The following is a 24,774-nucleotide window of genomic DNA, read 5'->3' on the forward strand; positions in this document are numbered from 1 at the left end:
ATAAGTTCTAACTTATAATTAATTATAACTTATAACTAACCACCCCCGTTTAACCACTAATTTCTAAAAATCTTCCTTTTCAAACATTTCCCAGATCTCAGGATATTTCTGTTGCACTGCCTCCTCAATAAGGGCAGATGCCTCCTTACTTATACTAAATGCCGGTTTGGTATTTTTTAAAAATCTCAAAACAGCCGCTGATTTTGCAGACCATAAGGATATTCGAGGATTTTTACGTACCTCCAGAACCACCCCATCAATAATGATTTTATTGGGATCTTCCTTGGGTTTTCTGGGTTTCCTAACTTTGGGAGAACTTTTAACTTTTGAAGAACTTACAGCAGCTGTTTTCCCCGGTGCCTTCTTCTCTACAGGTACTGTTTTTTCAACGTTCCCCTGTTTATCCTCATTTTTGGGTTTTTCTTTCCGAATGAGGGCATCCAGTCCTCTTCCCAATGCACTTTCACCTTTTTTAGCAGGAGTCATTTATTATCCTCCCCATCAGATTCATTCAAGGCTAAAAATTCCTTAGCAAGGTCATTGTAGGCTTCAGTCCCTATACATTCATCATCATAAATAATACATGGTTTTCCATGGCTGGGAGCCTCGGCCAGTTTCACATTACGAGGAATGGTGGTTTTAAAAATGTATTCAGTGTCACCGAAGTACTGTTTAACATTATGGTAAACATCCCGGCCCAGTCGGGTACGTGAATCATAAAGAGTGATTAATATTCCCTTTATAGGTGAAGGACTGTTTAAACGACTTTCAACCAGTTTCATGGCATCCAAAAGATCAGCCATTCCCTCCAAAGCATAGAACTCAGCCTGGATAGGTATGATAACACTATCTGCAGCTACCAGGGCATTGATGGTTAGGATACCCAGAGAAGGTGGTACATCCAGTAAAACGTAGTCATAACCATCCAAAAGACCATCCATGGATTCTTTTAGTATGAATGGGAATCCAATATCTTTACTGAGCTCTATTTCAGCCCCGCTGAGTGAGATGTGGCTGGGAAGGAGGTCCAGTTCTGAAATTTCTGTGGAGACAATTGCCTCAGCTACTGTTTGTTCCCCGGTTAAAACTCGGTAAACTGAATTTTCCTCGTTTTTCTCCACCCCGAAAGCCGTGGTGGCATTGGCCTGCGGGTCCATGTCAATTACCAGAACTTTCTTACCTAACAGTGCTAATGCTGCAGAAAGGTTTACTGCAGTGGTGGTTTTACCACAACCCCCTTTCTGATTGAGTATTGATATTACTTCGGCCATAATGGTTCTCCAATTATATTTTTTTTGAAATTTCTTATAAGTTATAAGTATAAGTTATAAGTTATAATATTTAAAGTTTTCAGAAGAGTTAGTAAAAAGAATAAGACGAATTTAACTAAAAAAATCAATATGAATTAATGAAAAATTATAGGTTAAAATACAGGGGACAAACTATGGTTTAAAATACAGGGATCAATCCAGGATTATCCCCGGTAATACATTCTCCTCCGCGGGGAGTTACAATAAAAGTATTTTCAATTCCCACCATACCCACACCTTTAATTCCTTTTTTAGGCTCCACTGCAAATACCATGCCCTCCTGGAGTGGCTGGTCGAATCTTTCAGCAATCACCGGAAGTTCATCGATCAACAAGCCTATTGCGTGTCCTAAGAACTTCACTTTACGTGGTCCGAAGCCCATGAAGTTTTCCAGGAATTCATCATCCAGGTTATTCATTATCTCACTATATATCCTGGAGGGAATTGCACCAGGTTTCAGCAATCGAGCTATCTCATTCTGGACTTCCACACACCTCTGATGGGCTTCCAGGGCATGATCAGGTAATGCACTACCATACATGTAGGTCATGGTCTTATCAGTGTTGTATCCATTAACAGCACAGCCCACATCCACAAATACCAAGTCACCTTTTTCGAGCTTCCGATGGCGGCTTCCTAAAACTGGTGCTGCTGGGCTTAATCCACGAGTTCCGCTGGCACCATCAAAATAGGTGGGGTAAATGGAACTATCACCAAAACCAACATGGCCCACCACCATCTCATTATCAAACATTCCAAAACGGGTTAATCCATCATGGCCCTCTTCTACCAGAACCGAAAATAATTCAACAGCCAGATCAGCTTCACTCATCCCTTCGCGTAGCATTTCTGGTCCAAGGTCCTCCAGGACGTGCTGGTGGATCTTTCCAGACTTCCGCATAAATGAAAGCTCGTAGTTGCTTTTAACTGCCCGGACACCAGCCAACTGCAAATCAACAGAGCGAAATTCATTAAAAGAAAAATGTTTAGTAAAACGTTGATACATAGCCAGAGGTACCACTTCTGTTTCCAGGTACACTGTATCAGGGAGGGTTTCGATGTCCCTGCGGGCATCTCGAAAACTTCTCATAGGTTTAATGAAGGGAAATAATGATTCATCCTGAGCCCTCTGGTAGCTGCGCCGTACCCATAAGGTGGGATCTCCTTCTCGGGGGATGATGAGCATACCATCCTGCATGGTACCGGTGAAGTAGTATAGGTTGATTTTGCTGAAAATTACTGCCATTTCCCATTCAGGATTGGAATTAACCATCACATTTTTAAAAGACCTTATCCTGCCCTCAAGTTGAGATAAAGGAACTTTTTCCATAGTTATTTACTCCGTAATTTACTCCTAACCTGTGATTTTAAGAATCATTTTTATTGATGAATTTCTATTATAATATTGTGAAATTCTTATTTATTTGAATGAATCTATTTCATGAAATATTTGGGAATAGGTGAAAAGTTAACTCATTAGAAGTTAACCCTTCGGGAGATGTCCATTGGCAAGGGCAGTGGCCTGAATGGCATTCCTTCAGTCTCCAGTTTTATAACATCGATAAGTTCCTGGATGCCCATGGATACCTTTTGACCGGTTTCCCTGACATTGACTGTTAACTCAGAGCCTTCCATTTCACGGTCACCTATTACAATGACATAGGATGCCCATTCTCCTCCGGCGTTCCGGATCTTCTTACCCACTGTTTCTGGCCGGTCATCCACATCCACCCTTATGTGAGCGTCCTTTATTTGCTGTGCAATTTTATTTGCATATTCCATGTGTCGCTCTGCTATAGGTATAACCCGTACCTGGGTGGGTGCCAGCCACACCGGTAACATGGGGACTTTTTCTTTCATGTCCAGGGCGGATTTTTCAAGTAAACTGCATATAACCCGTTCAATACTTCCAGTGGGGCTGCAGTGTAAGATGAGAGGGTGGTGTTCATGCTCTTCGGAGTCAATGTAGGTGATTCCGAATCTTTCCCCACTTTCCACGTCGATCTGTATGGTGGGATTTTCAATTGGCCTTCCCAGTGCATCGATAGCTGCAAAGTCCATTTTACATATCCAGTAATGTTTACGCTTCGGGAGTATCTCCATGAGAACTGGTTTACCGATCATTGCGGCTGCTTTGTTGATCCATTCCCGGTTTTCTTCCATGAAATCAGCTGTGGCCCGGAAAATGACTTCATAGTTCACATCCAGGTCTTCGCCTGTCTTTTTGCACATCTCGATCTGACCCTCAAATTCTTGGAGAGACTGTTCCAAATCAGCACAAACAGTGTGCAGGTCGGGCATGGTGAATCCACGGAGTCGTTTTAAACCCACAACTTCTCCCTTCTTCTCCAGACGGAAACTGTAGGTTGAAAGCTCGTAAATACCCACTGGAAGGTTCTTCCAGGTTAAGAATGAGTCTGCTAGAATTCTGAAGGCTCCGAAACAGGCCGCGAACCTGAGCATGAGGTCTTTTTTACCGCCTCCCATTCTGTACTGGCGTTCTCCGAATTTCTCAGCGTGCACCCGGATGGCATCATCGGCCAGATCGTACATGATGGGTGTTTCCACAGGCATGGCACCCCGGTCAGTTACCAACGTGTAAACATAATCAGATAAAAGGTCACGGATGAGCCGGCCTTTAGGATACCATCGGAGGTGTCCTACATCCGCAGATGGTTCGTAATCTGCCAGTTTTTTCTCCCGCATGAGCTTCACATGTGGTGGTTCATCCCCAGTGGATTCCCCCCTTCCCAGTTCATAATCCACCAGTTTTTTAAGGTCCCTGTTCTGGTAACTGTAGTTCTCGGTGTCCAGAAGTTCCCCGTCTTTTAACATGTAAAATTGTGATTCTTCTTCATCTGGAGATTCTTCTTCTTTTTCTTCGGCAGATTCAGAGGTTATACTCCTGGAGAGCTCGGATAGGGGATGTCCTTTGCAGGAGACTTCGAATGATTTGTACCATCCAAAAGGCACCCTGCTGACTGGTAAATCCCGGGCCAGGAGTTCTGATTCCAGATTGATGAGGATCTTCTTGGCTGCATCTGGAGCCCCTAAAGATGAGCTTAAATGAGCGTAGGGGTAAATTACAATGTTTTCCGCTTTAATTTTACCCGATACATCCATTATCTCTTTCACAGCGTTTTCAACCACTGCCACTGGGTTTTCTTCATCTTCCTTTTCCACAGCAGTGAAAACCACCAGGGCATTTTCAAACTGGCCTTTCTTCTTCTCGTCGTCTATTTCCTCTGCGATTCGTGTTTTGGATTTGGTTTGGTACTTCAAATGATCAGAATGAATCAAAAGTATGCGCATGCTACCACCTTAATATAAACTCAGTTAGTCATATGTTAATGTTACTTATCTGTTAATCTTTACAGTCAAGACTAGATACACTAAAAATAAAGTTCTGTCTTGATGTTATTTATAAGCTACCTCTTCTTTTAAGATTCCCGGTGACCCTGGTTTAACCCTCATAATAGGGTAGAATTGTAGAAATATTAAACTGATATTTTTAAAATGTAAATGAAAATTAAGAAGTTTAAGAAAGTCATTACGTTAAAAAAATAAATTTCAATGGAATTTTAATAAAGAATGAATGTAAGTTTAACTCGAAGAATTCATTCTTAAAACACCAGTATGGTAATTAACCCTGCAATGATGATGACTAAAAAAATTATTCCAATATTCCGACCGAATTTTCTTGTTCCCAGGAATAATGCTATTAAAAATTTGAAAACCGTATTGGAGATAGCTGCCAGGGTAATGGCAGTCACTGCAGTGGTGGGAGGAATAGTTTCAGGGGCTAATAAGGCCATGCTGATGGTAATAGCATCCACATCAGCCACTCCCGAGATTATGCTGGCCAGGTAGACACCACCACTTCCCAGGTAGATGTTAGCGATCTTGGAAAGGAATAAAATTCCCAGGAAGAGGGCTCCGAATATCAGGGCGGGTTTTAATGAGAAGGGGTTATCCAGTTTGAGATCTGCATCCATCTGCCGAACTTCAGTTTTTTTCCAGATAATAACCCCCAATATTATACCCAAAACACCCATTACCAGCATAGGGGCAGATAACTGTGGAAGCAGGCTTGGATTGATAACTGAAACCTCGAAGAGCATCCTGAGGAACATCATGGAACTGGCTACCACTGTGGCGAATACCGCGGCCTTCATTAAAAGTCCTGATTCTTTAACTCTGGCAGCCATGGAGGTGGCCACTGCGGTACTGGACACCAAACCCCCAACGATTCCAGTGACACCCAGCCCCTTCTCAGGGCCAATGAACTTCATGAGTATGTAACCAGTGAAGCTGATGGCGGATATGAAAACCACCATCAACCAGATCTGGAAAGGATTAAACACGGCCAGGGGCCCCATAACCTCATCTGGAAGGAGCGGGAGGATTACAAAGGCGATTATCAAGAATTTAAGGGTGTTTATCAACTCCTTTTCACTTATCCGGTGGGCGAACTGGTGAAGGTGAGGTTTAACCGCCAGGAGAGTGGTGATGATTATGGCGAAAATAGGAGCCACCAGCATTCCCTCATCAGTGAAACAGACTAACCCCAGGGCAAAGGTTAAAAAAGCAGCAACTTCAGTGGTTATCCCCACATCACCATTTTTCCGGGTGGTTACCAGGTAACTCAGGACCACCAGGACCACCAGCCCAGCAAAGGCTACAATCCAAAAGTAGGGAAAGAATTGGGAGATGTAGGCAGAGATGGTTCCCATGATGGCAATTAAAATAAAGGTTCGAATCCCTGCAAACTCAGCCCCCTCTTGTTTTCGCTCCCTTTCAATACCTATCAAGGCACCTATTGCCAGGGCGATGAGGAACTTTAAAATGAGTAGAGTGTCCATGTTATTAATTATATATCTATGATTTATATGAAATTTTCAGATTTAATTTAAGAATAACCAATGCTGAAGATGCTTAAAAGATGATTCTGCTTTATTTAAAAAATTAATACTCCAATGAGGATATAAATGAATAACTGCACTTTGTTCCAGTGATCCAATTGAAAAGGACATTGATGGGAAGATTGTTCATCCAATGCATAAATTTTACCCTCAAAAAGAGATAGCATTTAAAAGTGGTTACAACATAATTATAACATTATAAGTTTACGATATTATTATTTTGTAAATCACAGGTGATTTGATGAGAAGCGATAACATAAAAAAGGGGATGCAAAGAGCCCCTCACCGTTCCCTTTTACGGGCTTGTGGTGTAACCGATGCTGAAATGGGAAAACCATTCATTGGAGTGGCTAACAGTTTTACAGACATAGTTCCCGGACATATTCATCTAAAACAAATTGCTGATGCAGTTAAAATGGGAATCAGCCAGGCCGGAGGTGTTCCTTTTGAGTTCAGCACTATGGCTATTTGTGATGGAATTGCCATGAACCATGAGGGAATGCGTTATTCACTGGCCAGTCGTGAAATCGTGGCTGACACCGTGGAGAGCATGGCCCAGGCCCACAGTCTGGATGCCCTGGTTCTTATACCCACCTGTGATAAGATCGTGCCAGGTATGCTGATGGCTGCTGCCCGCCTGGACATACCATCTATAGTGGTTACCGGTGGTCCTATGCTCCCTGGAGAATACAAAGGGGAAGCTGTAGACCTAATCAATGTTTTCGAAGCAGTGGGTAAGGTTTCCGCAGGGAAGATGAGTGAAGAAGAACTGGATGAACTGGAACGTTGCGCCTGTCCTGGAGCAGGATCATGTGCAGGACTCTTCACTGCCAACAGTATGGCCTGTTTAACTGAGGCCATGGGAATGAGTCTGCCCTACTGTGCCACCACCCATGCTGTGGATTCCCGTAAGATCCAGCTGGCCCGGGAATCCGGGGAGAAAATAATGGAACTGGTGGAGAAGAACATCACCCCCTCCATGATCATGACCCAGGATGCCTTTAACAACGCCGTGGTGGTGGATCTGGCCCTGGGAGGATCCAGCAACACCGCACTGCACCTACCCGCCATAGCCCATGAGCTAAGAGATAAGGGAGTTGAAGTTAATTTAGAGCTTTTCGATAGTTACAGTCGCAAAATACCACATCTGGCTGCAATCAGCCCCTCAGGTAAACATACCATGCTTGACCTGCACAAGGCCGGAGGCATACCTGCTGTGTTAAAGGTTTTAGGAGATAAGATCGTTCAGGGTGCCCTTACCTGTACTGGTGAATCCATGGGAAACAACATCAGTGCAGCTGAAGTTCTAGATAGTACAGTTATACACCCAATGGACAGCCCGGTGCACCAGGAAGGCGGTATTGCCGTTTTAAAAGGTAGTTTAGCCCCTAACGGTTCTGTGGTGAAGCAGGCCGCGGTTAACCCAGACATGTTAACCCATGAGGGTCCTGCTAAAGTCTTTAACAGTGAAGAAGAAGCCACCAAAGCCATATTTCAGGGTAAGATCCAGGAACAAGATGTGATAGTCATCCGTTACGAAGGCCCCCGTGGAGGTCCAGGCATGAGGGAAATGCTTAATCCTACCTCTGCAATATCTGGAATGGGAATCAAATCTGTGGCCCTCATAACCGATGGAAGATTCTCCGGAGGAACCAGAGGTCCGTGTATCGGCCATGTTTCACCAGAAGCCATGGGTAATGGGCCGATTGCCGTGGTTAGAGATGGTGATCTAATAAGGATTAACATACCCCAGAGAAAACTGGAACTGGTGGTTGCAGAAGATGAAATTGAACAAAGGCTCCAGACTGTTAAACACCCTGAAAAGCAGTTGAAGGGATGGTTAGCACGTTACAGTAAAATGGCCAGTTCTGCTGATGAAGGTGCCGTTTTAAAATAGGTGGTTTAATGGCTAAAAAACAGAGAAAAAATGAAAAGGCTAATCAGACACCTAAATCCAAGGAAAAATCCACTAGTATGGGAAGGGAGATAGCAAGTTATGTTATAATCATACTGGTGGGAATTATACTGGCCCAGCACCTGAACGTGGTGGTTTCAGGGAGTATGGAACCCGTTTTCTACCGGGGAGACGTGGTGGTCATTGAAAAAACCAACTTCCTGGGCATACAGGAAATAAACCCCTCTGATCTGAAAGTGGGAGATATTATCATATATAATGCCACCTGGTTCCCTGAACCGGTTATTCATCGCATAATCAGCATCCAAACAGGATCTGACGGGCAAACATATTACGTTACCAAGGGGGATAATAATCCCAAAGCGGACCCTAGCCTGGTTTCAACAAGCCAGGTCCAGGCCAAAGTGGTGAGCATAGGTAGCCAGCCCCTGGTAATCCCTAAAATAGGTTACATAACTCTATGGATCCGTGGACTTTAATCCACTGATTCTATTTATTTTTAATGCACTAAAATTAATCCAATAAAATTATCATAATCTAACCCATCACAAAAAAACATCATGTTTACAGGTGAATTCATGTACAGAAAACTGGAACAAACAGCTATTAAATCCGTTCAAAAAGCAATTCAAGATCTCGGATGGGAAGAAACCGCTGAAATCAAATTCGAAGTGCCTCCAAACCCAGATATGGGTGATCTGGCCACATCAGTGGCTTTTCAATTAGCATCATCACTGAAAAAATCCCCAGTGGAAATCTCAGCAACAATGGTAGAAAACATTGAATTAACTTCCCCTTTTAAAAGTGTGGAGTCCAAGGGACCCTACATTAACTTTTTCTTTGACCCCGAAATATTTTCCAGAATGGTTTTAGAATCAATAAAGGATGATTATGGGTCATTAGAGAGTATAAATGAGAAGATAATCCTGGAACACACCTCTGCCAATCCCAACGGCCCGTTACACATTGGACACATCAGAAACGCCATTATAGGCGATTCACTGGCCCGTGTTCTCTTAGCAGCTGGTTTCAAGGTGGAAACCCAGTACTATGTTAATGATATGGGACGACAGATTGCCATGATCGTGTGGGGACTCCAAAACCTGGACTATCAGATGGACCCTGATGAAAAAGGAGATGTGGAGATAGGTAAACTTTACTTCCAGGTTAATCAGGAGTTAAAGGCAAATCCAGAAATTAAAACCCAGATAGACTTGATCTTAAAAACATATGAAGAAGAAAACCCCCCTGAACTGGAATCTATGTTTAAGGAGGTGGTTAGCACGTGTTTGGAAGGGGTAGAAAATACTTCAGAGCGTATGAACATAACCCACGACTCTTTCGTCTGGGAAAGCCAGTTTGTCAGGGATGGTTCCCTGGATAAGATACTGAAAAACCTGGAAGAGTACACTAAACAAAATGATGTTCTCTATCTTGATTTAAATGATTACGGAATTGAAAAAGAGCTTATTTTAACCCGTTCCGATGGAACCTCCCTTTACACCACCAGGGACTTGGCATATCACCTGCAGAAATCTGAAAACTCTGATCAGGTGGTGGATGTTCTGGGTTCAGATCATAAACTGGCCATTGACCAGCTGAAAATTGCCCTGGGACTACTGGGCGGTGCCAGTCCTGATGTTATTTTCTATGAGTTCATCACTCTGCCAGAGGGATCCATGTCCACCCGGAGGGGAGTGTTCATCAGTGTGGATCAGCTGATAGATGAAGCCACAACGAGGGCCAGGGTAGAATTAGATGAAAGAAGACCGGAACTAAATGAAGATGAGAAAAGGGAAATTGCTAAAGTCATTGGTGTGGGAGCTATACGCTACTACATCGCACGATTATCCCCTGAAAAACACATTGTATTCAAATGGGATGAAGCATTGAGTTTTGAGAGAGGATGTGCATCTATCCAGTATGCACATGCACGAGCATGTAAACTACTGGAAAAAGCAGAGGAATTCACCCCATCTAAGGTAGATATGGGTGCTTTGAACTTCCAGGATATGGATACACTTGAAGTTGACCTCTTAAAAACCCTTGCCAGATTCAGCAGTATAATTGCCGACTCAGCTCATGATCTAAGGGTTCACCCTGTGGCCCAGTACGCCCTTGAAGTGGCCGGTGCCTTCAACAAGTTCTATAAATCCGTTCCCGTTATTGGATCTGAAAAAGAACTGTTACGACTACTTATGGTAGATAAATCCAGGATAACCATTAGAAACTGCCTTGATCTTCTTGGAATAGAAGCCCCAATATCAATGTAGCCCCGAGGAAGAGAAAATAATAAAATAATAATTACTATTAATGTGCTTTAAATGGTTATTTAAACCTTTATTAAGGTTGTTGAACAGAAGGGAGCAAATCTCTTAATATGATATAACTGATGATACAAATACTGAAAAAACAACCTATTACAAAAAAACTCATTTCAAGGGATGTATTTAATGCCTACTAATACTGAACAAAAAATATTAGACGCCGCTTTAGAAGTTTTCTCCGAAAAAGGATATAGTGGAGCTAGAACTCGTATAATAGCCGAAAAATCTGGTTTCACTGAAATGACATTATTCAGAAAGTTCGAAACTAAAGAAAATCTTTTTAATCGGGTTTTAACTGAGAATAAAGAAAGAATTATGGAAGATTTCGATTCTCTGCTGGTTATAGATGAGGAGTTAACAGATCCTAAAGATCAATACCGAAGGTTAGTAATGAACCTTGCAGAACTGGTTGAAAGGAATTTTGAATATGTGAATATAATAGTTTATGAAAGACAGAGGATTTCCAATTCAATTACTGAAACATTCATCGTGCATCTGAGAAATTACTTGAAAAAGGTTTTCCCAAATCACAAGACAGATCCTAATGTGCTATCTTTTATGATCTTAAGTTTCCTGTATTTCATTATTTTAAATAAAAAAACAGAAACCCAGTTCTTTGACTTAGATCAGGCTATTGAAGAGTTTATAAATTATAATTCCAAATGTCTGGAACTGTAAATTTATTTTATCAACTTATTTTTTTTCTTTTCTTCTGATTAATGGTTTTAATTCCAACTTTGGGTAATCTTAAAATCTAACTCTTAAGCAAAATGTACATTATGGCCTTCTGCACATGCAGCCTGTTTTCAGCCTGATCCCAAACTGCTGATTGTGGGCCGTTTAAGACTTCTTCAGTTATTTCCTGACCCCTGATAGCAGGAAGACAGTGCAAGACCATTGCATCATCGGCAGCCATGGCCAGGATATCCTGGTTGACTTGGTAATCCTGCATATCCATAATTCTCTGGGCTTCTTCTTCTTCATCACCCATACTAACCCATACATCAGTGTAAAGTACATCAGCATCATTAACTGCTTCGGCAACATCACTGGTGACTTTAATTACTGAACCTGATTTCTGGGCAATCTTCTGGGCCTCTTCTAAAATAACCGGATCCGGCTCATAACCCTGAGGGCAAGCTACAGTGAAATCCATGCCAACCATGGCTGTTGCCAGTAATAAGGAGTTGCAAACATTGTTTCCATCACCCATAAATGTCATCTGAAGATCTAAAGTATTTTTACGCTCTAGTATGGTGAATATATCAGTGAATGCCTGGCAGGGGTGTTCCAGGTTAGTTAAACCATTTATCACCGGTATGTCCGCGTACTTGGCAAACTGGAGGACGTCTTCATGTTCACGTGCCCTGATCATAATACCATCAACATAGCGACTCATTGCCCGGGCTGTGTCCGGAATGATCTCTCCCCTTCCTAACTGAAGGTCAGAAGCAGACAGGTACAGGGGATGGCCACCCAGCTGATACATGCCTACTTCAAAGGATATTCTGGTGCGGGTTGAAGATTTCTCAAAAACCATTGCCAGAGATTTTCCCTTTAATGGTTTTTCAGGACCCTGTCCTTTTTTAAACTGTTCCGCTTTTTCCAGTATTTCATCCAGATTGTTTTGTGCGTCTAACGCGGATAAAAGGTTTTTCATAGCCTCATCCCTTAAATTGTCCTCATTTTTTAATAAAAATTATAGTGAAAGTAATATAATTCTGTTTTTATTATTACCAGTTTTATTATTACTTCTGAAGTAGGAATATCTGCGGATACTTTTACTTAAAGTTTATGAAAAGAATGAAATAAATATAGTGAGATTTTTAACCGAATTCAAGCCTGTAAACTCTTTTAGTCGCTTCAAGCTGTTTTTCACTTTTTTTAACCTTTTCTTCATATTCAATGACTGTCTTCACATGTCGAATCCATTCATCACGATATTTATGAAACTCTTCCGCAGGACTATTCATAAGCCTTCTCTGTGCTTCTTCTACCAATTGTTGGTGTTTGATAATGCCATGTTGCGCTTCATCCAGGTCTGATTTTGCCTGGTGAAAAAGTTGGGATAGGCCTTCCCTTATCTCTTCATCAACCAGGGATTTGGAAGAAAAAATCTTTTTTTTTCAGACCAGCAATTTTTTTATCATTTGAAAATAAAACATGGGGTAACTTTTCTAACTTTACCTGTGTATTTTTTATTTTTTGAGGGTTTTCCTCGTTATCAAAGGATAAAAGTTGAGTTTCCAGTACTAGAATATCATCTTTTACCTTTGCATTGTCTTGTATGGCCCGGTCCAGTTTCAACTCACAGTCCAGTATATCTCTTGCAAGATCCTTAATGTTTTCAACATTGGGCAGGTTGTTGAGATATCTCCGGGATCTGGTCATTAAAACCGCCATTAATATGGTTTACTCAGGTGACCTAGTTTCAGCCGTGAATTTTTAATCAATTATTATTTGCGAATTTCTTTCATATGCTGGATACGCTTCAAGATAAGTTCATCAGTTCCCACATCACTACGGTGGTACAGGTCCCCCTGCACATACTGAGTAGCCCTTTCACATCGTTCTTCCGCGTCTTGTATACTATCTGCAGTGGTTACCAGGCCCAATGCCCGGGAACCAGTGGTTAACACATTTCCATCTTTCTGGTTTACTGCAGCGTAAAACACCATCCCACCCTCTGCTTTTATTTTGTCTTCATCCACTTGGATGGGCTGGCCGGCTTTTCCACTTTCAGGGTAACCGTTGGGTACCAGGTATTTGCATACAGTTGCTTGATGCCTGAACTGGGCCTTTTTAAGGTTTCCATCCACCACGCCCTGGCATAATTCAACCATACTGGTTTCCAGGAGTGGTAGGACATTCATGGCTTCTGGGTCACCGAAACGGGCGTTGTATTCCACCAGTTTAGGCCCATCACGACAGAGCATAAATTGACCGTAAAGAACTCCCTTATAAGGACCAACCTCTTTTTTAACAGCGTTAATGGTTTCTTCCATTACTTTAACCGCCGCATCATAGTCTTTCGATTCAAGGAAGGGTAAAAGCCCGTTTTTATCAGAGTAGGAGCCCATTCCCCCCGTTATGGGTCCCTGATCTCCCTCGTAGGCATGAGGATGGTCCTGCACTGCAGGCATTGGGACCAGGTGATCTCCATCCACCAGAGCCTGTACTGTGAATTCTTCCCCCACCAGGCGTTCTTCAATGACCACACTGGCATGACCACCTATTTTATTATCAATGATCTCTTTAACGTAATTTTTAGCTTCTTCAGAGTCTTTCAAGTGTTCTCCTACGATTTTAACACCTTTTCCACCGGTTAAGCCCACTGGTTTTACTACCACATCATTTTTAAAATCATCAATGAATTGACCTGCATCTTCTACTGTGTCAAATGCACCGTAGGCAATGGATCCGGAGATGTTATGTTTTGTAAATAGATCACGCATGAATGCCTTGTCAGTTTCGATCCTGGCAGCCTGTTGGGTTGGTCCTACACAGGGAATTCCTGCTTCCTGAAGTGTGTCCACAATTCCATGCTCCAGGGGTGCTTCTGGCCCGATTATGACCATGTCCACTTTCATGTTCAGGGCGTGTTTTTTCACCCCTTCAATATCCATTTCATTACCAATCTTGAATTGGGATATACGGGCAATGCCCGGGTTTTGATTACTCATTATTGAATAAATATCAGCTTCTCCATGTAATGCCTGACAAATGGCGTGCTCTCTTGCTCCAGTTCCTACCACCAGAATCTTCATAATAACCCTCCAAGTTCTCAAATTAAATCTTTAATTTTCACACACATATAATATCATGGTCTTAATCATCTGCCCTGTCTTTTAAAGTAAAGTTGTAAAGGAGTTCTGTAAGGACCATTAGGTACTTTAGGTGCTGTGTCTGGGACTCGCTATTAACATGTTAAGATTGTAATAGCCCACCCTATTGCAGATTCCAATTATTATTATACATACAAATACATATAACATGAAAACTAATCGGCATATAATAAAAATCATAAACCAGATTTTTTTCAAATAAAATGAAATTTTTTAAGAAAACACAATTAGGTGTCAAATATGAAGGGCAGTCAAGCCATAATCAAGTCACTAACCGATGAGGGAGTGGACGTAGTCTTCGGATATCCTGGAGGAGTCCTGCTCCCCTTGTACGATGTAATCTACGATTCAGACCTCAAACACATACTGGTAAGGCACGAACAGTGTGCAGCCCACGCAGCAGACGGTTATGCTCGGGCTTCTGGCAAAGTAGGTGTATGTATAGGCACTTCCGGTCCTGGAGCCACCAATCTGGTGACCGGTATCGCCACTGCTTACATGGATTCCGCACCCATTGTGGCCCTGGCAGGACAGGTAGGTACTTCCTTGATTGGTAATGATGCCTTTCAGGAAGTAGACACCATAGGCATAACCATGCCCATTAGCAAACACAGTTACCAGGCCATGGAATCATCAGAAATACCCCAGATGATAAGATCATCATTTTACATAGCTCGAACTGGCAGACCCGGACCAGTAGTGGTGGATCTGCCTAAAGATGTCCAGGAAGGTGAGCTTGATTATCCTGAAAACATAACCATCGATCTGCCAGGATACAAACCCACCAAAAAAGGACATCCCCTGCAAGTTAAAAAAGCCGCCGAACTGATATTAAAATCTAAAAAACCAGTTATACTTGCTGGAGGTGGCGTAATCCACTCAGATTCATCAGAAGAACTGCAACATCTATCGGAAATGATTGGGGCACCAGTAACCACCAGTTTAATGGGTAAAGGATGCTTCCCTGAAGACCATTCCCTATCACTGGGAATGCTAGGAATGCACGGTCGAAAAGCATCCAACATGATGGTAGATGAGTGTGATTGTCTTATTGCAGTAGGTTGTCGGTTTTCAGACCGTACCACTGGAGATGTGAATAAATTCGCACCTAACGCTAAAATAATACACATTGACGTTGATCCTGCAGAGATTGGTAAGAACGTGGCAGTGAATGTCCCCATTGTAGGTGATGCTAAGATCATTCTATCCCATTTGTTACGGATCATATCCCAGACCAAGGGTATTAACAATCATGACTGGACAGATTACGTGAGAACCTTCCGTGCTAGTTGCATGCCCCGTCTTTCATTTGACGATACACCCCTGAAACCCCAACAGGTTATAAAAGAAATTTCTGAAGCAGTTACTGATGATACCATAGTCACCACTGATGTTGGTCAGAACCAGATGTGGATGGCCCATTACTTCACTTCCAGAAATCCGAGAAAATTCCTATCTTCCGGAGGTCTGGGAACCATGGGCTTCGGTTTCCCTGCTGCCATGGGCGCCAAAGTAGCCATGCCAGATAATGATGTGGTGGCTGTTTGCGGAGACGGCGGATTCTTAATGGTCTGCCAGGATCTGGCCACAGTCAAAGAGTATGATATTCCAGTTGTGGTCTGTGTCCTGGATAATCGCTATCTGGGAATGGTGGCCCAGTGGCAGAAATTATTCTATGATGAGCGAATCTCCCAGACCAAGCTCAACGCCATGCCCGACTTTGTTAAACTAGCCGAAGCATTCGGAGTGAACGCTTACCGAGTAGAACGTCCCGGTGAGATGAAAGAAACACTCCAAGAGGCTTTGAATTCAGGAGAACCCACCCTCATTGATGTGATGATCGATCCTGATGAGATCTTACCAATGGTACCCCCAGGATGTGGTCTCACTGAGATCGTTGGCGAATACAAGGTTGAAAGGGAAAATCCTGATGAGATACCATACCGGCCTTCTGCCCAGGAAACCGGAGGTGATTAAAATGGATGAACAGAGAAGCCATATAATCAGCGCCCTAGTACTGCACCGTCCCGGTGTCTTGCAACGTGTTGCGGGTTTGTTCACCCGTAGGGGCTTTAACATTGACAGCATCACCGTGGGCCCATCAGAACAGGATGAAATGGCCCGTATGACCATCATCTCCCAGGGTGATGATAAAATCCTGGAACAGATAATCAAGCAACTCAATAAGATCATCGAGGTAATTAAGGTCAGGGACCTGGATGCAGAGGGAACTGTAATCCGGGAGTTGTGTCTCATCAAGACCCATGCCACATCAGAAAGATCCCGTTCTGAGATCATCCAGTACGCCAATATTTTCCGGGGCAGAATCGTTGATGCGGGACCCGAAAATCTCACCCTGGAGATCACCGGAACACCCGAGAAAATCGACGCACTCATTGACCTTTTAAGAGGCTTTGGTATAAAAGAAATCTCCAGAACTGGGCCAACCGCGATATCACGGGGTTCGAAGACCATATAATGGTTTAAACTCCGAATCACTTAATTTTTATTTTTTTTATGATTGGGTGTTCCATAAATCAATCAACCGGCCCCGTAGTATCATTAATCTTTGGAAATGAAGCTTTTTTAAAGTTAAACTAGGCTAAAGTTCCTTAATTTAACTCAGGGCAAAGTTTATTAATAAAACTCCATAATGATTAGACATATAAAACTAAATCTAAGAAAAAAAATTTCTTATATACCCACTGGGTATTTCTTTCAATTTTAAAGAGGTGACTCCTATGAAGATTTATTATGAAAAAGACGTGAAGATAGATGCACTTAAGGATAAAACCATAGCAGTAATTGGATATGGAAGTCAAGGAATGGCTCAGGCCCGAAACATGGCCGAAAGTGGGTTAAATGTGGTGGTCGGACTCAGGAAAGGAGGAAGCTCCTGGCAAATCGCTGCTGATCATGGTATGAAGGTTTTAACTGTAGAAGAAGCTGCAGAAAAGGCAGATGTTATCCATGTACTCATTCCTGATGAGATACAGGCGGATGTTTATGAAAAATCAATTAAACCAGGATTAAAAGAAGGAAACACCCTGAGTTTCTCCCACGGATACAACATACACTACCAGTACATAAAACCACCGGAAAACGTTAACGTTACCATGATCGCGCCTAAAGGACCTGGTTCCACTGTACGTGAGCAGTACCTGGGCGGATTCGGTGTTCCTGGTCTGGTGGCAGTTCAGCAGGATTACACTGGCGATGCCCTCCAGGTAGCCCTGGCCATGGGACAGGGAAGTGGCCTCACCCGTGCTGGAGTTCTGGAAACCACCTTTAAAGAAGAAACTGAAACCGACCTCTTTGGTGAACAGGCAGTTCTCTGCGGAGGAGCAACCGAACTCATAAAAGCAGGGTTCCAAACCCTGGTGGAAGCTGGTTACCAACCAGAAGTGGCCTACTTTGAAACCTGCCACGAACTTAAACTCATCGTTGACCTCATATACAAGAAAGGATTTGCCGGAATGTGGAATGACGTGAGCAACACCGCAGAATTCGGAGGATTAACCAGAAGAGATAGAGTTATAACTGAGGAATCCCGTAAGGAAATGAAAGAAATCCTGAAAGAGATCCAGAACGGTAAATTCGCCAAAGAATGGGCTCTTGAGAACCAGTCCGGCCGTCCTCAGCTCAACCGGATGAGGGACATGGAAGACGAACTGGAAATTGAAAAACAGGGTAAAAAGCTCAGGAAACTCTGTGGACTGGAAGAATAACTTTCTTCCACTTTTTTTTATTAAAACGCGATTTATTTAAGATAATTTTATTTAACCCATCACAATTACTGATTTAACATAGTACTCTATCACTATAGAATCTACTCAGGGTGAACTAAAATGGTATTTGTAGGAATGGATCACGGCACCACCGGTATTTCTTTTACAGTTTTACGCGACCCCCCAGAACATCTCAAGATAGGACGGGATGAAGTCTCCTCTGGTGAGGTTTCTGCAATGGAAGAGCTTTCTAGAATAGTTGATCTGGATTCAATCCAGCTGATGGCCATTACCTACGCTATGGGTGACGGTATCAGCAAAATAACACCCCTGGAACAGGTTAAAAATAGGGGTATTCTCTCTATTGAAGGCGCAGGGAAGGTTACCGGTGGTGGTACAGCTGTTTACGAGGAAATTGAAAAATCAGGAATTCCTACTGTTTTAATACCCGGGCTGCACCAGGATACCCCTTCCATGGACCCCTGTTTCCGGGCTGCTTATTCCCATCACGCCAGTGCAGAAAAGGTGAGCATATGCTACAACGCCCATCTGGAAACTGGTTTTAAGAATTTCATTGTATCGGATATCAGCTCCAACACAGTGAGCATTCTCCTGGAAGATGGGAAAATCAGGGGAGCTGTGGACGCCTGTCTTGGTTCCATGGGTATTGTTCATGGGCCTCTGGATTTGAAGATGATACGTGATATTGATGACGGTTTACGCACTGCCAACCAGTGTTTTTCTCGTGCTGGAGCAGTTAAAGTGGCGGGTATAGATGAGAAGGTGGCTCATGCCAAGGATGTGCTTCTAGAAAAGTACCAGGAGGGAGATCCCCAGGCCGAGCTGGCCCTGGAAACCATGCTCATAACCATAGCCATGGAAATATGGGGACTGGCTGGAATTGCCCGTAATGAAATGGAAGGAGTGGTGCTAACCGGTTCAGTGGGATCCATGCAGGACCCCTTTGATTTTTTCGGTGCCTTGAAGGATGAAGTGGAAAATATTGGAGAAGTGGTAATGCTACCTCCCACCTCAGGCTCTGTGGGTAGTGCCCAGATTGCAAAGGCTGTATTTGAAGGTACAGTTGACATACTGGGAATAGGAGTACACTCAGAACAAGATTAATGATGATATTTTAGGTTTTTTATTCATTAATGTTCTTTTATTTTATATTATAATTCTAAATTCTTTTATTTTCACATTCTAAATAAAATTAGCAATAATTTAATTGTTAAATCATTAATAATCCCTGAAAAACTAGTCTACTGTAGAAATAATACAATGTGTAATTTGGTTGTCTTGGATTGTGTAACTTCATTTATTTGGTGTAGGTTCATTTATTTTATTTCTACTGTAGAAATTATGGGTGAATATTACATTATGAAAAATCCATGATTTCATGAATTCGTCTACTGTAGAAATATCTGCAATAGCTGCCAAACCCCGTATTTAAGGAAAATGAAAGTAATTGGAGAATATTAAAAAATTTATATTTTATTCCAGCCATCCATCAAATCCAAAGGTGAGGTAGCATCCAGAGAAATTGGAGTTAGTGTTGCACATCTTTCACGCTTAAGAGTATGTACATCGGTACCCACATCATCGTCCTCCACAGAATCACCATCAATCCAGTAGTATGGTCTTCCCCGGGGGTCCAAGCGTTCCTTGATATGCACCCGGTACATTCTTTCACCTAAACGGGTGAGCATGATACGGTCACTTTCCGGTTGAGATGGAATGTTCAGGTTTAAAAAATCAACCCCTTCAGGCAGACCTTTTTTTAAGATCATTCTGGCAACTCTTTCCGTCATTTTTTGTGCATGGGAAAAGTCTATATCCACGTGACCATCATGGAACTTGATATCCCCCCTGGTTACCTGCAATGAAACTGAAAGTGCAGGAATACCGTGAACTGCTGCTTCCATGGCAGCTCCAATTGTTCCAGAGGTCGTTAGCTCTGATTTTCCGAGGTTTTCACCTATATTAATTCCGGATATAATTAAATCAGGCTTTTCATCAGCGATCTGAAAGATACCTATGATTACCGCATCAGTAGGTGTTCCAGAAACCATGTGGGCCGCACTACCATCATTCATAGTTGTACTTGTAACTCTAATCGGTTCAAAAAGAGTTAAAGCGTGACCAATTCCACTTTGCTGAGTGGCAGGTGCAACTACAAGTGTTTTGCCAAGTTTTTCCGCTGCTTTTTTAGCGGCGATGATTCCTGAGGAGTTAACTCCATCATCATTTGTGATGAGAATGGTCATAGAGGCAAATTTATACCTCAACATCTAAATAGTTTGCGTGGTAGTAACCAGTTGGTGAGGGGAACAGTTTTAAGTATAAAGAAGTAGAAAACAAATATTATCATCTAGTAAATAAAGAAACTATGAGGTGATGTTATATCATCACTGTTTGAAGGTGGGGGAATTGGATAAAAACAGATTAGTCAGATTCATGGCAAGGGTAATGGAGGAATCAGGCTTCAAGGTCTACCGTAACTTCCAGACTTCCCGACACATCATTGACATCTACGGCGTTCTACCCACCATCCTTGGAGATATTGGGGTGGTTGTAGCCTGTAAAAACTATGATGACCGCTGGGAAGTAGGTCTTGACGTTTTGAAGGAGATGGAAATGGTGGGAAAAACCCTGAAAGCCTCCAAGATCGTGGTAGTTACCACCTCTTACTTCACCAAAAGCGCGGTAAACTATGCTGACCGTAGGAACATCAAAATTATTGATAAAGACGGGTTAATGACACTGGCCAAGAAATTTTCCGCCCAGCACGATGAATACGGTGGAGTCGGGGTATACGATGATGAAGAAGGAATAGGGGAAGGAGTAGGATCAGGAACTCCTGAGGTAACCGAAGAGTACACGCCTTCATCAAATACATCTTCTTCATTTCCCAAAACATCTTCTTCTCCTGGTTTCTTCAGCAGGGGAAAAGGTAGTTTAGATAGGGCAAAAAATTCAAGATCATTCTCCATGCCTGAGACTCCAGGGCTTAAACCCCTCTTAACCAATACAATATCCCTAATAATCATTGTATTCGCACTTTCATCCCTTATAACCTATTTTATCAGCATGGGATATACAAATACTGCTATTTTAGGAATCGCCAAAATATTAATTTCCGCAGTATTATCTTATGGACTGGTAATGGCTATTGAGCGTGACGTGACAAAAACTCTCAGTAAAGGGACAATAGTGTTCTTCGTTTCCCTCCTGATCTATGTAATCATGATCATGGCCCTTTAAAACTTCTTTTTAGGCTAATTTTTTTATTTTAAATCCATTTTATCTTGTTTATACCCTCATTTCCCTTATTATACTCTATCCTCATTTTTTTGATTTTGAAAGTCTAGATCTTGAAATATTTTTGCAAAAATCCCAACTTTTTAAAACAGAAATTAAAAAGATAATATTGATACTTCAAATTCATATGGGAATATGATGTCACTGTCAAAATTCCGTGAAGGTGGAAGGATAATTTTAATGGTTATGGTTTTTCCTTGCAGATCTCCAATAAGATCTTCAATCTATTGAATCGGGTGGAATACTTTAAAAATAATACAGGATGAGATGTAGATGGAATGGGCCGGAGGAGATTCGAACTCCTGATCACCTCGGTGTGAGCGAGGTATCATACCCCTAGACCACCGGCCCTGAGTTGAAATAAGATTTCTAATAGGATTTAAGCCTTTTAAAGCTTTAAAATAGGAAATAATCGCTGAATAAAGATTTATAAATGGGCCGGAGGAGATTCGAACTCCTGATCACCTCGTTGTAAGCGAGGTATCATACCCCTAGACCACCGGCCCAGACTAGGTACTTCCATGGTTTGGCAGAGAAGTTATATAAAGTTTTCCAAGTTGTTGATGAATTATGATTTGTTTACTTAGTAAAGTAATTGATACTTACCCGAATTAAAAAATTACTTAATATTTAAGTTACCTCATCCCAGTTCAAAAACTGGTTGTTTTCGTTTTAAATCTTAAAAAAGTGCATGAATAACTTTAAAAATGCATAATATGCTTGATAAGTTAACTTTGGACTTTGTAGATTTCTGATATTACTGATAAAAAAAATAATTTAATAACTAGTTCAACCAATAGATTTTGGAAGATTTTAGATATAGATCATTTTTATTATTCTGAGGGATAACATGGCCTTTGACGAGTCGGGAAAAATATGGTTCAACGGAGAGTTCGTTGATTGGAAGGAAGCAAAAGTTCACGCATTATCACACGTAGTCCATTACGGATCAAGTGTTTTTGAGGGAATACGTTGTTATAATACCAAAAAAGGCCCGGCAGTGTTCCGGTTAATAGAACATGTAAAACGTCTCTATAACTCAGCCAAGATATACCGCATGGAAATTCCTTACTCCCATGAAGATTTCTGTCAGGCCATTCTGGACACCATCAAGATTAACCAGCTTGACGCGTGCTATATACGCCCTGCAATCTTCAGAGGTTATGCTGAACTGGGAGTTTATCCCCTGAACTGTCCAGTAGAGTCTATAATTGCTGTCTGGGCCTGGGGAAAGTACCTGGGAGAAGAGGCTCTGGAAAACGGAGTGGATGTTGGTGTGTCCACCTGGCGCCGTATGGCCCCCAATACCATGCCTAACATGGCCAAGGCTGGTTCCAACTACATGAACAGTCAGCTGGCAAAAATGGAAGCAGTATCCAATAATTATGATGAGGCCATTATGCTGGACTACCATGGAATGGTCAGTGAAGGCAGTGGCGAAAACATCTTCATTATAAAGGAGGGAGTCCTGCACACCCCACCACGTGCTTCTTCATTACTAGATGGTATCACCAGAAATTCCATAATCACCCTGGCCAGAGAAATGGGCCTGGAAGTTAAAGAAGAGGAAATACCCCGGGAGATGCTTTACATTGCTGATGAACTCTTTTTAACCGGTACTGCAGCAGAAGTCACCCCCATCAGATCGGTTGACCGGATAACTGTTGGTGATGGAAAACGGGGTGAAATAACCAAACAATTACAGGAACGTTTCTTCGCTATTTTAGATGGTGACGCTGAGGATAATCATGGATGGTTAACTTTTATTTAACTGAAAATTATCTTTAACAATATTTTTACTTATTTTTTATTTTACCTGTAATTCAAGAAATTTTTTTGTTTTAAGTCCATATATTATTCATTCTCCTTTTTTAACTATTATTTAGTTTGCCACGACAAAATCACCTAGTTTGGTAGACTTAGGGTAATTCTAAATATGGTTGAATTTAGGGGTAATATGTAGGCAAATGAGAGTAAAACAGGATAAACTAAGGGTAAATATTGGAAAAAGCTTATTTTTGATGAGTTTAATAAGTATTAGATAGTAAATACTGAATGATCTTACAAGGAGGCAAAATGTAATAGTTAACCTGCTGGAAAAACTAGTATTTGAAGATAAACTAGTAATTTGAATGATAAAAATCGTTTTTAATAATTTAAAATCAGAAAAGATAGGATAAAAAAATATTCGAACAATCTAAAAATTATAATTATAATTTATAAGTTATAACTTAAAACTTATAAGTTAGAAGTATTAGTACATGTTTATATAACAGTTAAACGTTACTATTTACCTTAGTTTTAATTAAGGAATTAATCTTACAATAATTAAAAAAAATAAGGATAACTTTAAAATAATAAGGATATTTTAGACATTTAAGAATAAAAGGAGAATACTTCATGGATATTATTCAAGCAATCATAATGGGCATGGTACAGGGATTAACTGAATTTCTGCCAGTGAGCAGTTCAGCCCACTTGGTTATAGTGCCGGAATTAATGGGGGTTCAATCGAGTCTGGCTTTTGACACCCTTTTGCATGTTGGTACGCTGGTAGCAGTGGTTGGTTACTTCTGGAAGGATATTCTAGCTATGATAAAAGCATTCGTGTCCAGTATAATAGATCTTTTCCATGGAAACTTCAAAGAGGGTATAAAAGAAGATCCATTTAAACGGCTGACCTGGCTGGTAGCGGTGGGTACCATCCCCGCAGGCCTGATGGGTGTGTTGTTCAAAGATCAGTTCGAAAGCCTCTTCAGCTCGGTTACCTCCGTGGGTTTCTTCCTTCTTGTAACCGGGTTTATTCTGTGGGGTGCAGAATGGATTGCGAAAAGAAACAGTGACAAGGAAGGTAAAGAAATTAAAGAGGTATCATTTACCAATTCCCTAGTCATCGGCCTATTCCAGGGATTCGCCATTGCCCCGGGAATATCCCGTTCAGGATCCACCATTGCAGCTGGTCTGTTTTCCGGGCTGAATCGAAAATTAGCAGCTAAATACAGTTTTTTACTATCCATACCGGCCATATTAGGCGCGGCACTGATTCAAACCAAAGATATAGTTAGTTTTGGTTCTGACCTTGGTGTTTTGATAGGCGGTTTTGTATCAGCGATGATATTCAGTTACCTGGCAGTTAAATTCATGATGGGATACATCCAGAAACACAGCCTCATTGTGTTTTCATACTACTGCTGGTTTGTAGGTGCGCTGACCATTATAATTTCAATGGTCTGGGCATAAGGGGCCCCGTACAAATTAAAAAAATCCTATTTTTTTACTCTTATTCCTTTTTAAGCCTTATTCCAATACTCATTCCAGATAAGGATACTCATCCTATCTTACTCAAACATTGCACACAAAATAGTAATATTTTGGAGATTTAAAGGATAAGCAAAGATTTTTAGAG

21 protein-coding genes and 2 tRNA genes are annotated in these 24,774 nt (G+C 41.7%); 11 read left to right on the forward strand and 12 right to left on the reverse strand.

What is annotated here, in order from left to right:
- Positions 1-63 precede the first annotated feature (63 nt).
- The 5 genes from HY987_RS10100 to HY987_RS10120 form a co-directional block, all read right to left on the reverse strand.
- A complete protein-coding gene (locus HY987_RS10100; protein ID WP_292758165.1) occupies positions 64-486 on the reverse strand; it encodes an AAA family ATPase in 423 nt (140 codons plus the stop codon).
- Positions 483-1,271 carry a ParA family protein gene (locus HY987_RS10105; RefSeq protein WP_292758167.1) on the reverse strand — a complete coding sequence of 263 codons (789 nt, stop codon included), beginning with the start codon at positions 1,269-1,271 and terminating at the stop codon, positions 483-485. Before HY987_RS10105 ends, HY987_RS10100 begins: the two co-directional genes overlap by 4 nt.
- A gap of 178 nt (positions 1,272-1,449) precedes the next feature.
- On the reverse strand, positions 1,450-2,640 hold the full coding sequence (locus HY987_RS10110) for a Xaa-Pro peptidase family protein (RefSeq protein WP_292758169.1): 1,191 nt from the start codon (positions 2,638-2,640) through the stop codon (positions 1,450-1,452).
- 146 nt (positions 2,641-2,786) lie between these two features.
- The gene (locus HY987_RS10115; RefSeq protein ID WP_292758171.1) at positions 2,787-4,622 is read right to left on the reverse strand and encodes a threonine--tRNA ligase; all 1,836 of its coding nucleotides are present in this window, start codon (positions 4,620-4,622) and stop codon (positions 2,787-2,789) included.
- A 311-nt stretch (positions 4,623-4,933) separates the two neighbouring features.
- Positions 4,934-6,172, reverse strand: a complete 1,239-nt coding sequence (locus tag HY987_RS10120; protein WP_292758173.1) for an MgtC/SapB family protein — start codon at positions 6,170-6,172, stop codon at positions 4,934-4,936.
- 301 nt (positions 6,173-6,473) lie between these two features.
- Between HY987_RS10120 and ilvD the strand changes: the two genes are divergently transcribed.
- From ilvD to HY987_RS10140, 4 genes are all read left to right on the forward strand, one after another.
- A complete protein-coding gene (gene ilvD, locus HY987_RS10125; protein WP_292758175.1) occupies positions 6,474-8,129 on the forward strand; it encodes a dihydroxy-acid dehydratase in 1,656 nt (551 codons plus the stop codon).
- Positions 8,130-8,137: 8 nt separating this feature from the next.
- A complete protein-coding gene (locus HY987_RS10130; RefSeq protein ID WP_292758177.1) occupies positions 8,138-8,626 on the forward strand; it encodes a signal peptidase I in 489 nt (162 codons plus the stop codon).
- A 99-nt stretch (positions 8,627-8,725) separates the two neighbouring features.
- Positions 8,726-10,420: an arginine--tRNA ligase gene (gene argS, locus HY987_RS10135; protein WP_292758179.1), complete on the forward strand. Its 1,695-nt coding sequence runs from the start codon at positions 8,726-8,728 to the stop codon at positions 10,418-10,420.
- Between the two features lie 180 nt (positions 10,421-10,600).
- On the forward strand, positions 10,601-11,152 hold the full coding sequence (locus tag HY987_RS10140) for a TetR/AcrR family transcriptional regulator (RefSeq protein ID WP_292758181.1): 552 nt from the start codon (positions 10,601-10,603) through the stop codon (positions 11,150-11,152).
- A 76-nt stretch (positions 11,153-11,228) separates the two neighbouring features.
- Here HY987_RS10140 and argF read toward each other — a convergent pair whose 3' ends face one another.
- The 4 genes from argF to purD form a co-directional block, all read right to left on the reverse strand.
- A complete protein-coding gene (gene argF, locus HY987_RS10145) occupies positions 11,229-12,134 on the reverse strand; it encodes an ornithine carbamoyltransferase (RefSeq protein WP_292758183.1) in 906 nt (301 codons plus the stop codon).
- Between the two features lie 166 nt (positions 12,135-12,300).
- A complete protein-coding gene (locus tag HY987_RS10150; RefSeq protein WP_292758185.1) occupies positions 12,301-12,447 on the reverse strand; it encodes a hypothetical protein in 147 nt (48 codons plus the stop codon).
- 118 nt (positions 12,448-12,565) lie between these two features.
- Positions 12,566-12,865 (reverse strand): hypothetical protein, encoded by a 300-nt coding sequence (locus HY987_RS10155; protein ID WP_292758187.1) that lies wholly within the window; start codon positions 12,863-12,865, stop codon positions 12,566-12,568.
- A 65-nt stretch (positions 12,866-12,930) separates the two neighbouring features.
- Complete coding sequence (purD, locus tag HY987_RS10160; protein WP_292758188.1) at positions 12,931-14,241, reverse strand: phosphoribosylamine--glycine ligase; 1,311 nt, start codon at positions 14,239-14,241, stop codon at positions 12,931-12,933.
- A 318-nt stretch (positions 14,242-14,559) separates the two neighbouring features.
- Here purD and HY987_RS10165 point away from each other — a divergent pair, with 318 nt between their 5' ends.
- The 4 genes from HY987_RS10165 (at position 14,560) to HY987_RS10180 (ending at position 19,172) form a co-directional block, all read left to right on the forward strand.
- Positions 14,560-16,296, forward strand: coding sequence for an acetolactate synthase large subunit (locus HY987_RS10165; protein WP_292758190.1), 1,737 nt, complete (start codon positions 14,560-14,562; stop codon positions 16,294-16,296).
- A gap of 1 nt (position 16,297) precedes the next feature.
- Positions 16,298-16,798: an acetolactate synthase small subunit gene (ilvN, locus tag HY987_RS10170; protein ID WP_292758192.1), complete on the forward strand. Its 501-nt coding sequence runs from the start codon at positions 16,298-16,300 to the stop codon at positions 16,796-16,798.
- 262 nt (positions 16,799-17,060) lie between these two features.
- A complete protein-coding gene (ilvC, locus tag HY987_RS10175; RefSeq protein ID WP_292758194.1) occupies positions 17,061-18,047 on the forward strand; it encodes a ketol-acid reductoisomerase in 987 nt (328 codons plus the stop codon).
- Positions 18,048-18,167: 120 nt separating this feature from the next.
- Positions 18,168-19,172 (forward strand): methanogenesis marker 12 protein, encoded by a 1,005-nt coding sequence (locus HY987_RS10180; protein ID WP_292758196.1) that lies wholly within the window; start codon positions 18,168-18,170, stop codon positions 19,170-19,172.
- Between the two features lie 362 nt (positions 19,173-19,534).
- On the opposite strand, the gene surE is transcribed toward HY987_RS10180, so the two are convergent.
- The gene (surE, locus tag HY987_RS10185; RefSeq protein ID WP_292758198.1) at positions 19,535-20,314 is read right to left on the reverse strand and encodes a 5'/3'-nucleotidase SurE; all 780 of its coding nucleotides are present in this window, start codon (positions 20,312-20,314) and stop codon (positions 19,535-19,537) included.
- Between the two features lie 154 nt (positions 20,315-20,468).
- On the opposite strand from surE, the gene HY987_RS10190 reads away from it, so the two are divergent.
- Positions 20,469-21,311: a restriction endonuclease gene (locus HY987_RS10190; RefSeq protein ID WP_367146897.1), complete on the forward strand. Its 843-nt coding sequence runs from the start codon at positions 20,469-20,471 to the stop codon at positions 21,309-21,311.
- A gap of 336 nt (positions 21,312-21,647) precedes the next feature.
- Here the strand turns inward: HY987_RS10190 and HY987_RS10195 are convergent.
- Both HY987_RS10195 and HY987_RS10200 read right to left on the reverse strand, forming a co-directional pair.
- Positions 21,648-21,719, reverse strand: a tRNA-Val gene (locus tag HY987_RS10195).
- A gap of 83 nt (positions 21,720-21,802) precedes the next feature.
- Positions 21,803-21,874 (reverse strand) — tRNA-Val (locus HY987_RS10200).
- A 344-nt stretch (positions 21,875-22,218) separates the two neighbouring features.
- Here HY987_RS10200 and ilvE point away from each other — a divergent pair.
- Both ilvE and HY987_RS10210 read left to right on the forward strand, forming a co-directional pair.
- Entirely contained in the window at positions 22,219-23,139 is a 921-nt protein-coding gene (ilvE, locus tag HY987_RS10205) for a branched-chain-amino-acid transaminase (protein WP_292758202.1), read from the forward strand.
- 629 nt (positions 23,140-23,768) lie between these two features.
- Positions 23,769-24,608 (forward strand): undecaprenyl-diphosphate phosphatase, encoded by an 840-nt coding sequence (locus HY987_RS10210; protein ID WP_292758204.1) that lies wholly within the window; start codon positions 23,769-23,771, stop codon positions 24,606-24,608.
- Positions 24,609-24,774: the final 166 nt, after the last annotated feature.

The organism is Methanobacterium sp. (assembly GCF_016217785.1).
Lineage (GTDB): Archaea > Methanobacteriota > Methanobacteria > Methanobacteriales > Methanobacteriaceae > Methanobacterium.

Coding starts and splice junctions, on each gene's coding strand:
- HY987_RS10100 (WP_292758165.1), bottom strand. CDS start 486: ATGACTCCTGCTAAAAAAGGTGAAAGTGCATTGGGAAGAGGACTGGAT.
- HY987_RS10105 (WP_292758167.1), bottom strand. CDS start 1,271: ATGGCCGAAGTAATATCAATACTCAATCAGAAAGGGGGTTGTGGTAAA.
- HY987_RS10110 (WP_292758169.1), bottom strand. CDS start 2,640: ATGGAAAAAGTTCCTTTATCTCAACTTGAGGGCAGGATAAGGTCTTTT.
- HY987_RS10115 (WP_292758171.1), bottom strand. CDS start 4,622: ATGCGCATACTTTTGATTCATTCTGATCATTTGAAGTACCAAACCAAA.
- HY987_RS10120 (WP_292758173.1), bottom strand. CDS start 6,172: ATGGACACTCTACTCATTTTAAAGTTCCTCATCGCCCTGGCAATAGGT.
- ilvD (WP_292758175.1), top strand. CDS start 6,474: ATGAGAAGCGATAACATAAAAAAGGGGATGCAAAGAGCCCCTCACCGT.
- HY987_RS10130 (WP_292758177.1), top strand. CDS start 8,138: ATGGCTAAAAAACAGAGAAAAAATGAAAAGGCTAATCAGACACCTAAA.
- argS (WP_292758179.1), top strand. CDS start 8,726: ATGTACAGAAAACTGGAACAAACAGCTATTAAATCCGTTCAAAAAGCA.
- HY987_RS10140 (WP_292758181.1), top strand. CDS start 10,601: ATGCCTACTAATACTGAACAAAAAATATTAGACGCCGCTTTAGAAGTT.
- argF (WP_292758183.1), bottom strand. CDS start 12,134: ATGAAAAACCTTTTATCCGCGTTAGACGCACAAAACAATCTGGATGAA.
- HY987_RS10150 (WP_292758185.1), bottom strand. CDS start 12,447: ATGAATAGTCCTGCGGAAGAGTTTCATAAATATCGTGATGAATGGATT.
- HY987_RS10155 (WP_292758187.1), bottom strand. CDS start 12,865: ATGACCAGATCCCGGAGATATCTCAACAACCTGCCCAATGTTGAAAAC.
- purD (WP_292758188.1), bottom strand. CDS start 14,241: ATGAAGATTCTGGTGGTAGGAACTGGAGCAAGAGAGCACGCCATTTGT.
- HY987_RS10165 (WP_292758190.1), top strand. CDS start 14,560: ATGAAGGGCAGTCAAGCCATAATCAAGTCACTAACCGATGAGGGAGTG.
- ilvN (WP_292758192.1), top strand. CDS start 16,298: ATGGATGAACAGAGAAGCCATATAATCAGCGCCCTAGTACTGCACCGT.
- ilvC (WP_292758194.1), top strand. CDS start 17,061: ATGAAGATTTATTATGAAAAAGACGTGAAGATAGATGCACTTAAGGAT.
- HY987_RS10180 (WP_292758196.1), top strand. CDS start 18,168: ATGGTATTTGTAGGAATGGATCACGGCACCACCGGTATTTCTTTTACA.
- surE (WP_292758198.1), bottom strand. CDS start 20,314: ATGACCATTCTCATCACAAATGATGATGGAGTTAACTCCTCAGGAATC.
- ilvE (WP_292758202.1), top strand. CDS start 22,219: ATGGCCTTTGACGAGTCGGGAAAAATATGGTTCAACGGAGAGTTCGTT.
- HY987_RS10210 (WP_292758204.1), top strand. CDS start 23,769: ATGGATATTATTCAAGCAATCATAATGGGCATGGTACAGGGATTAACT.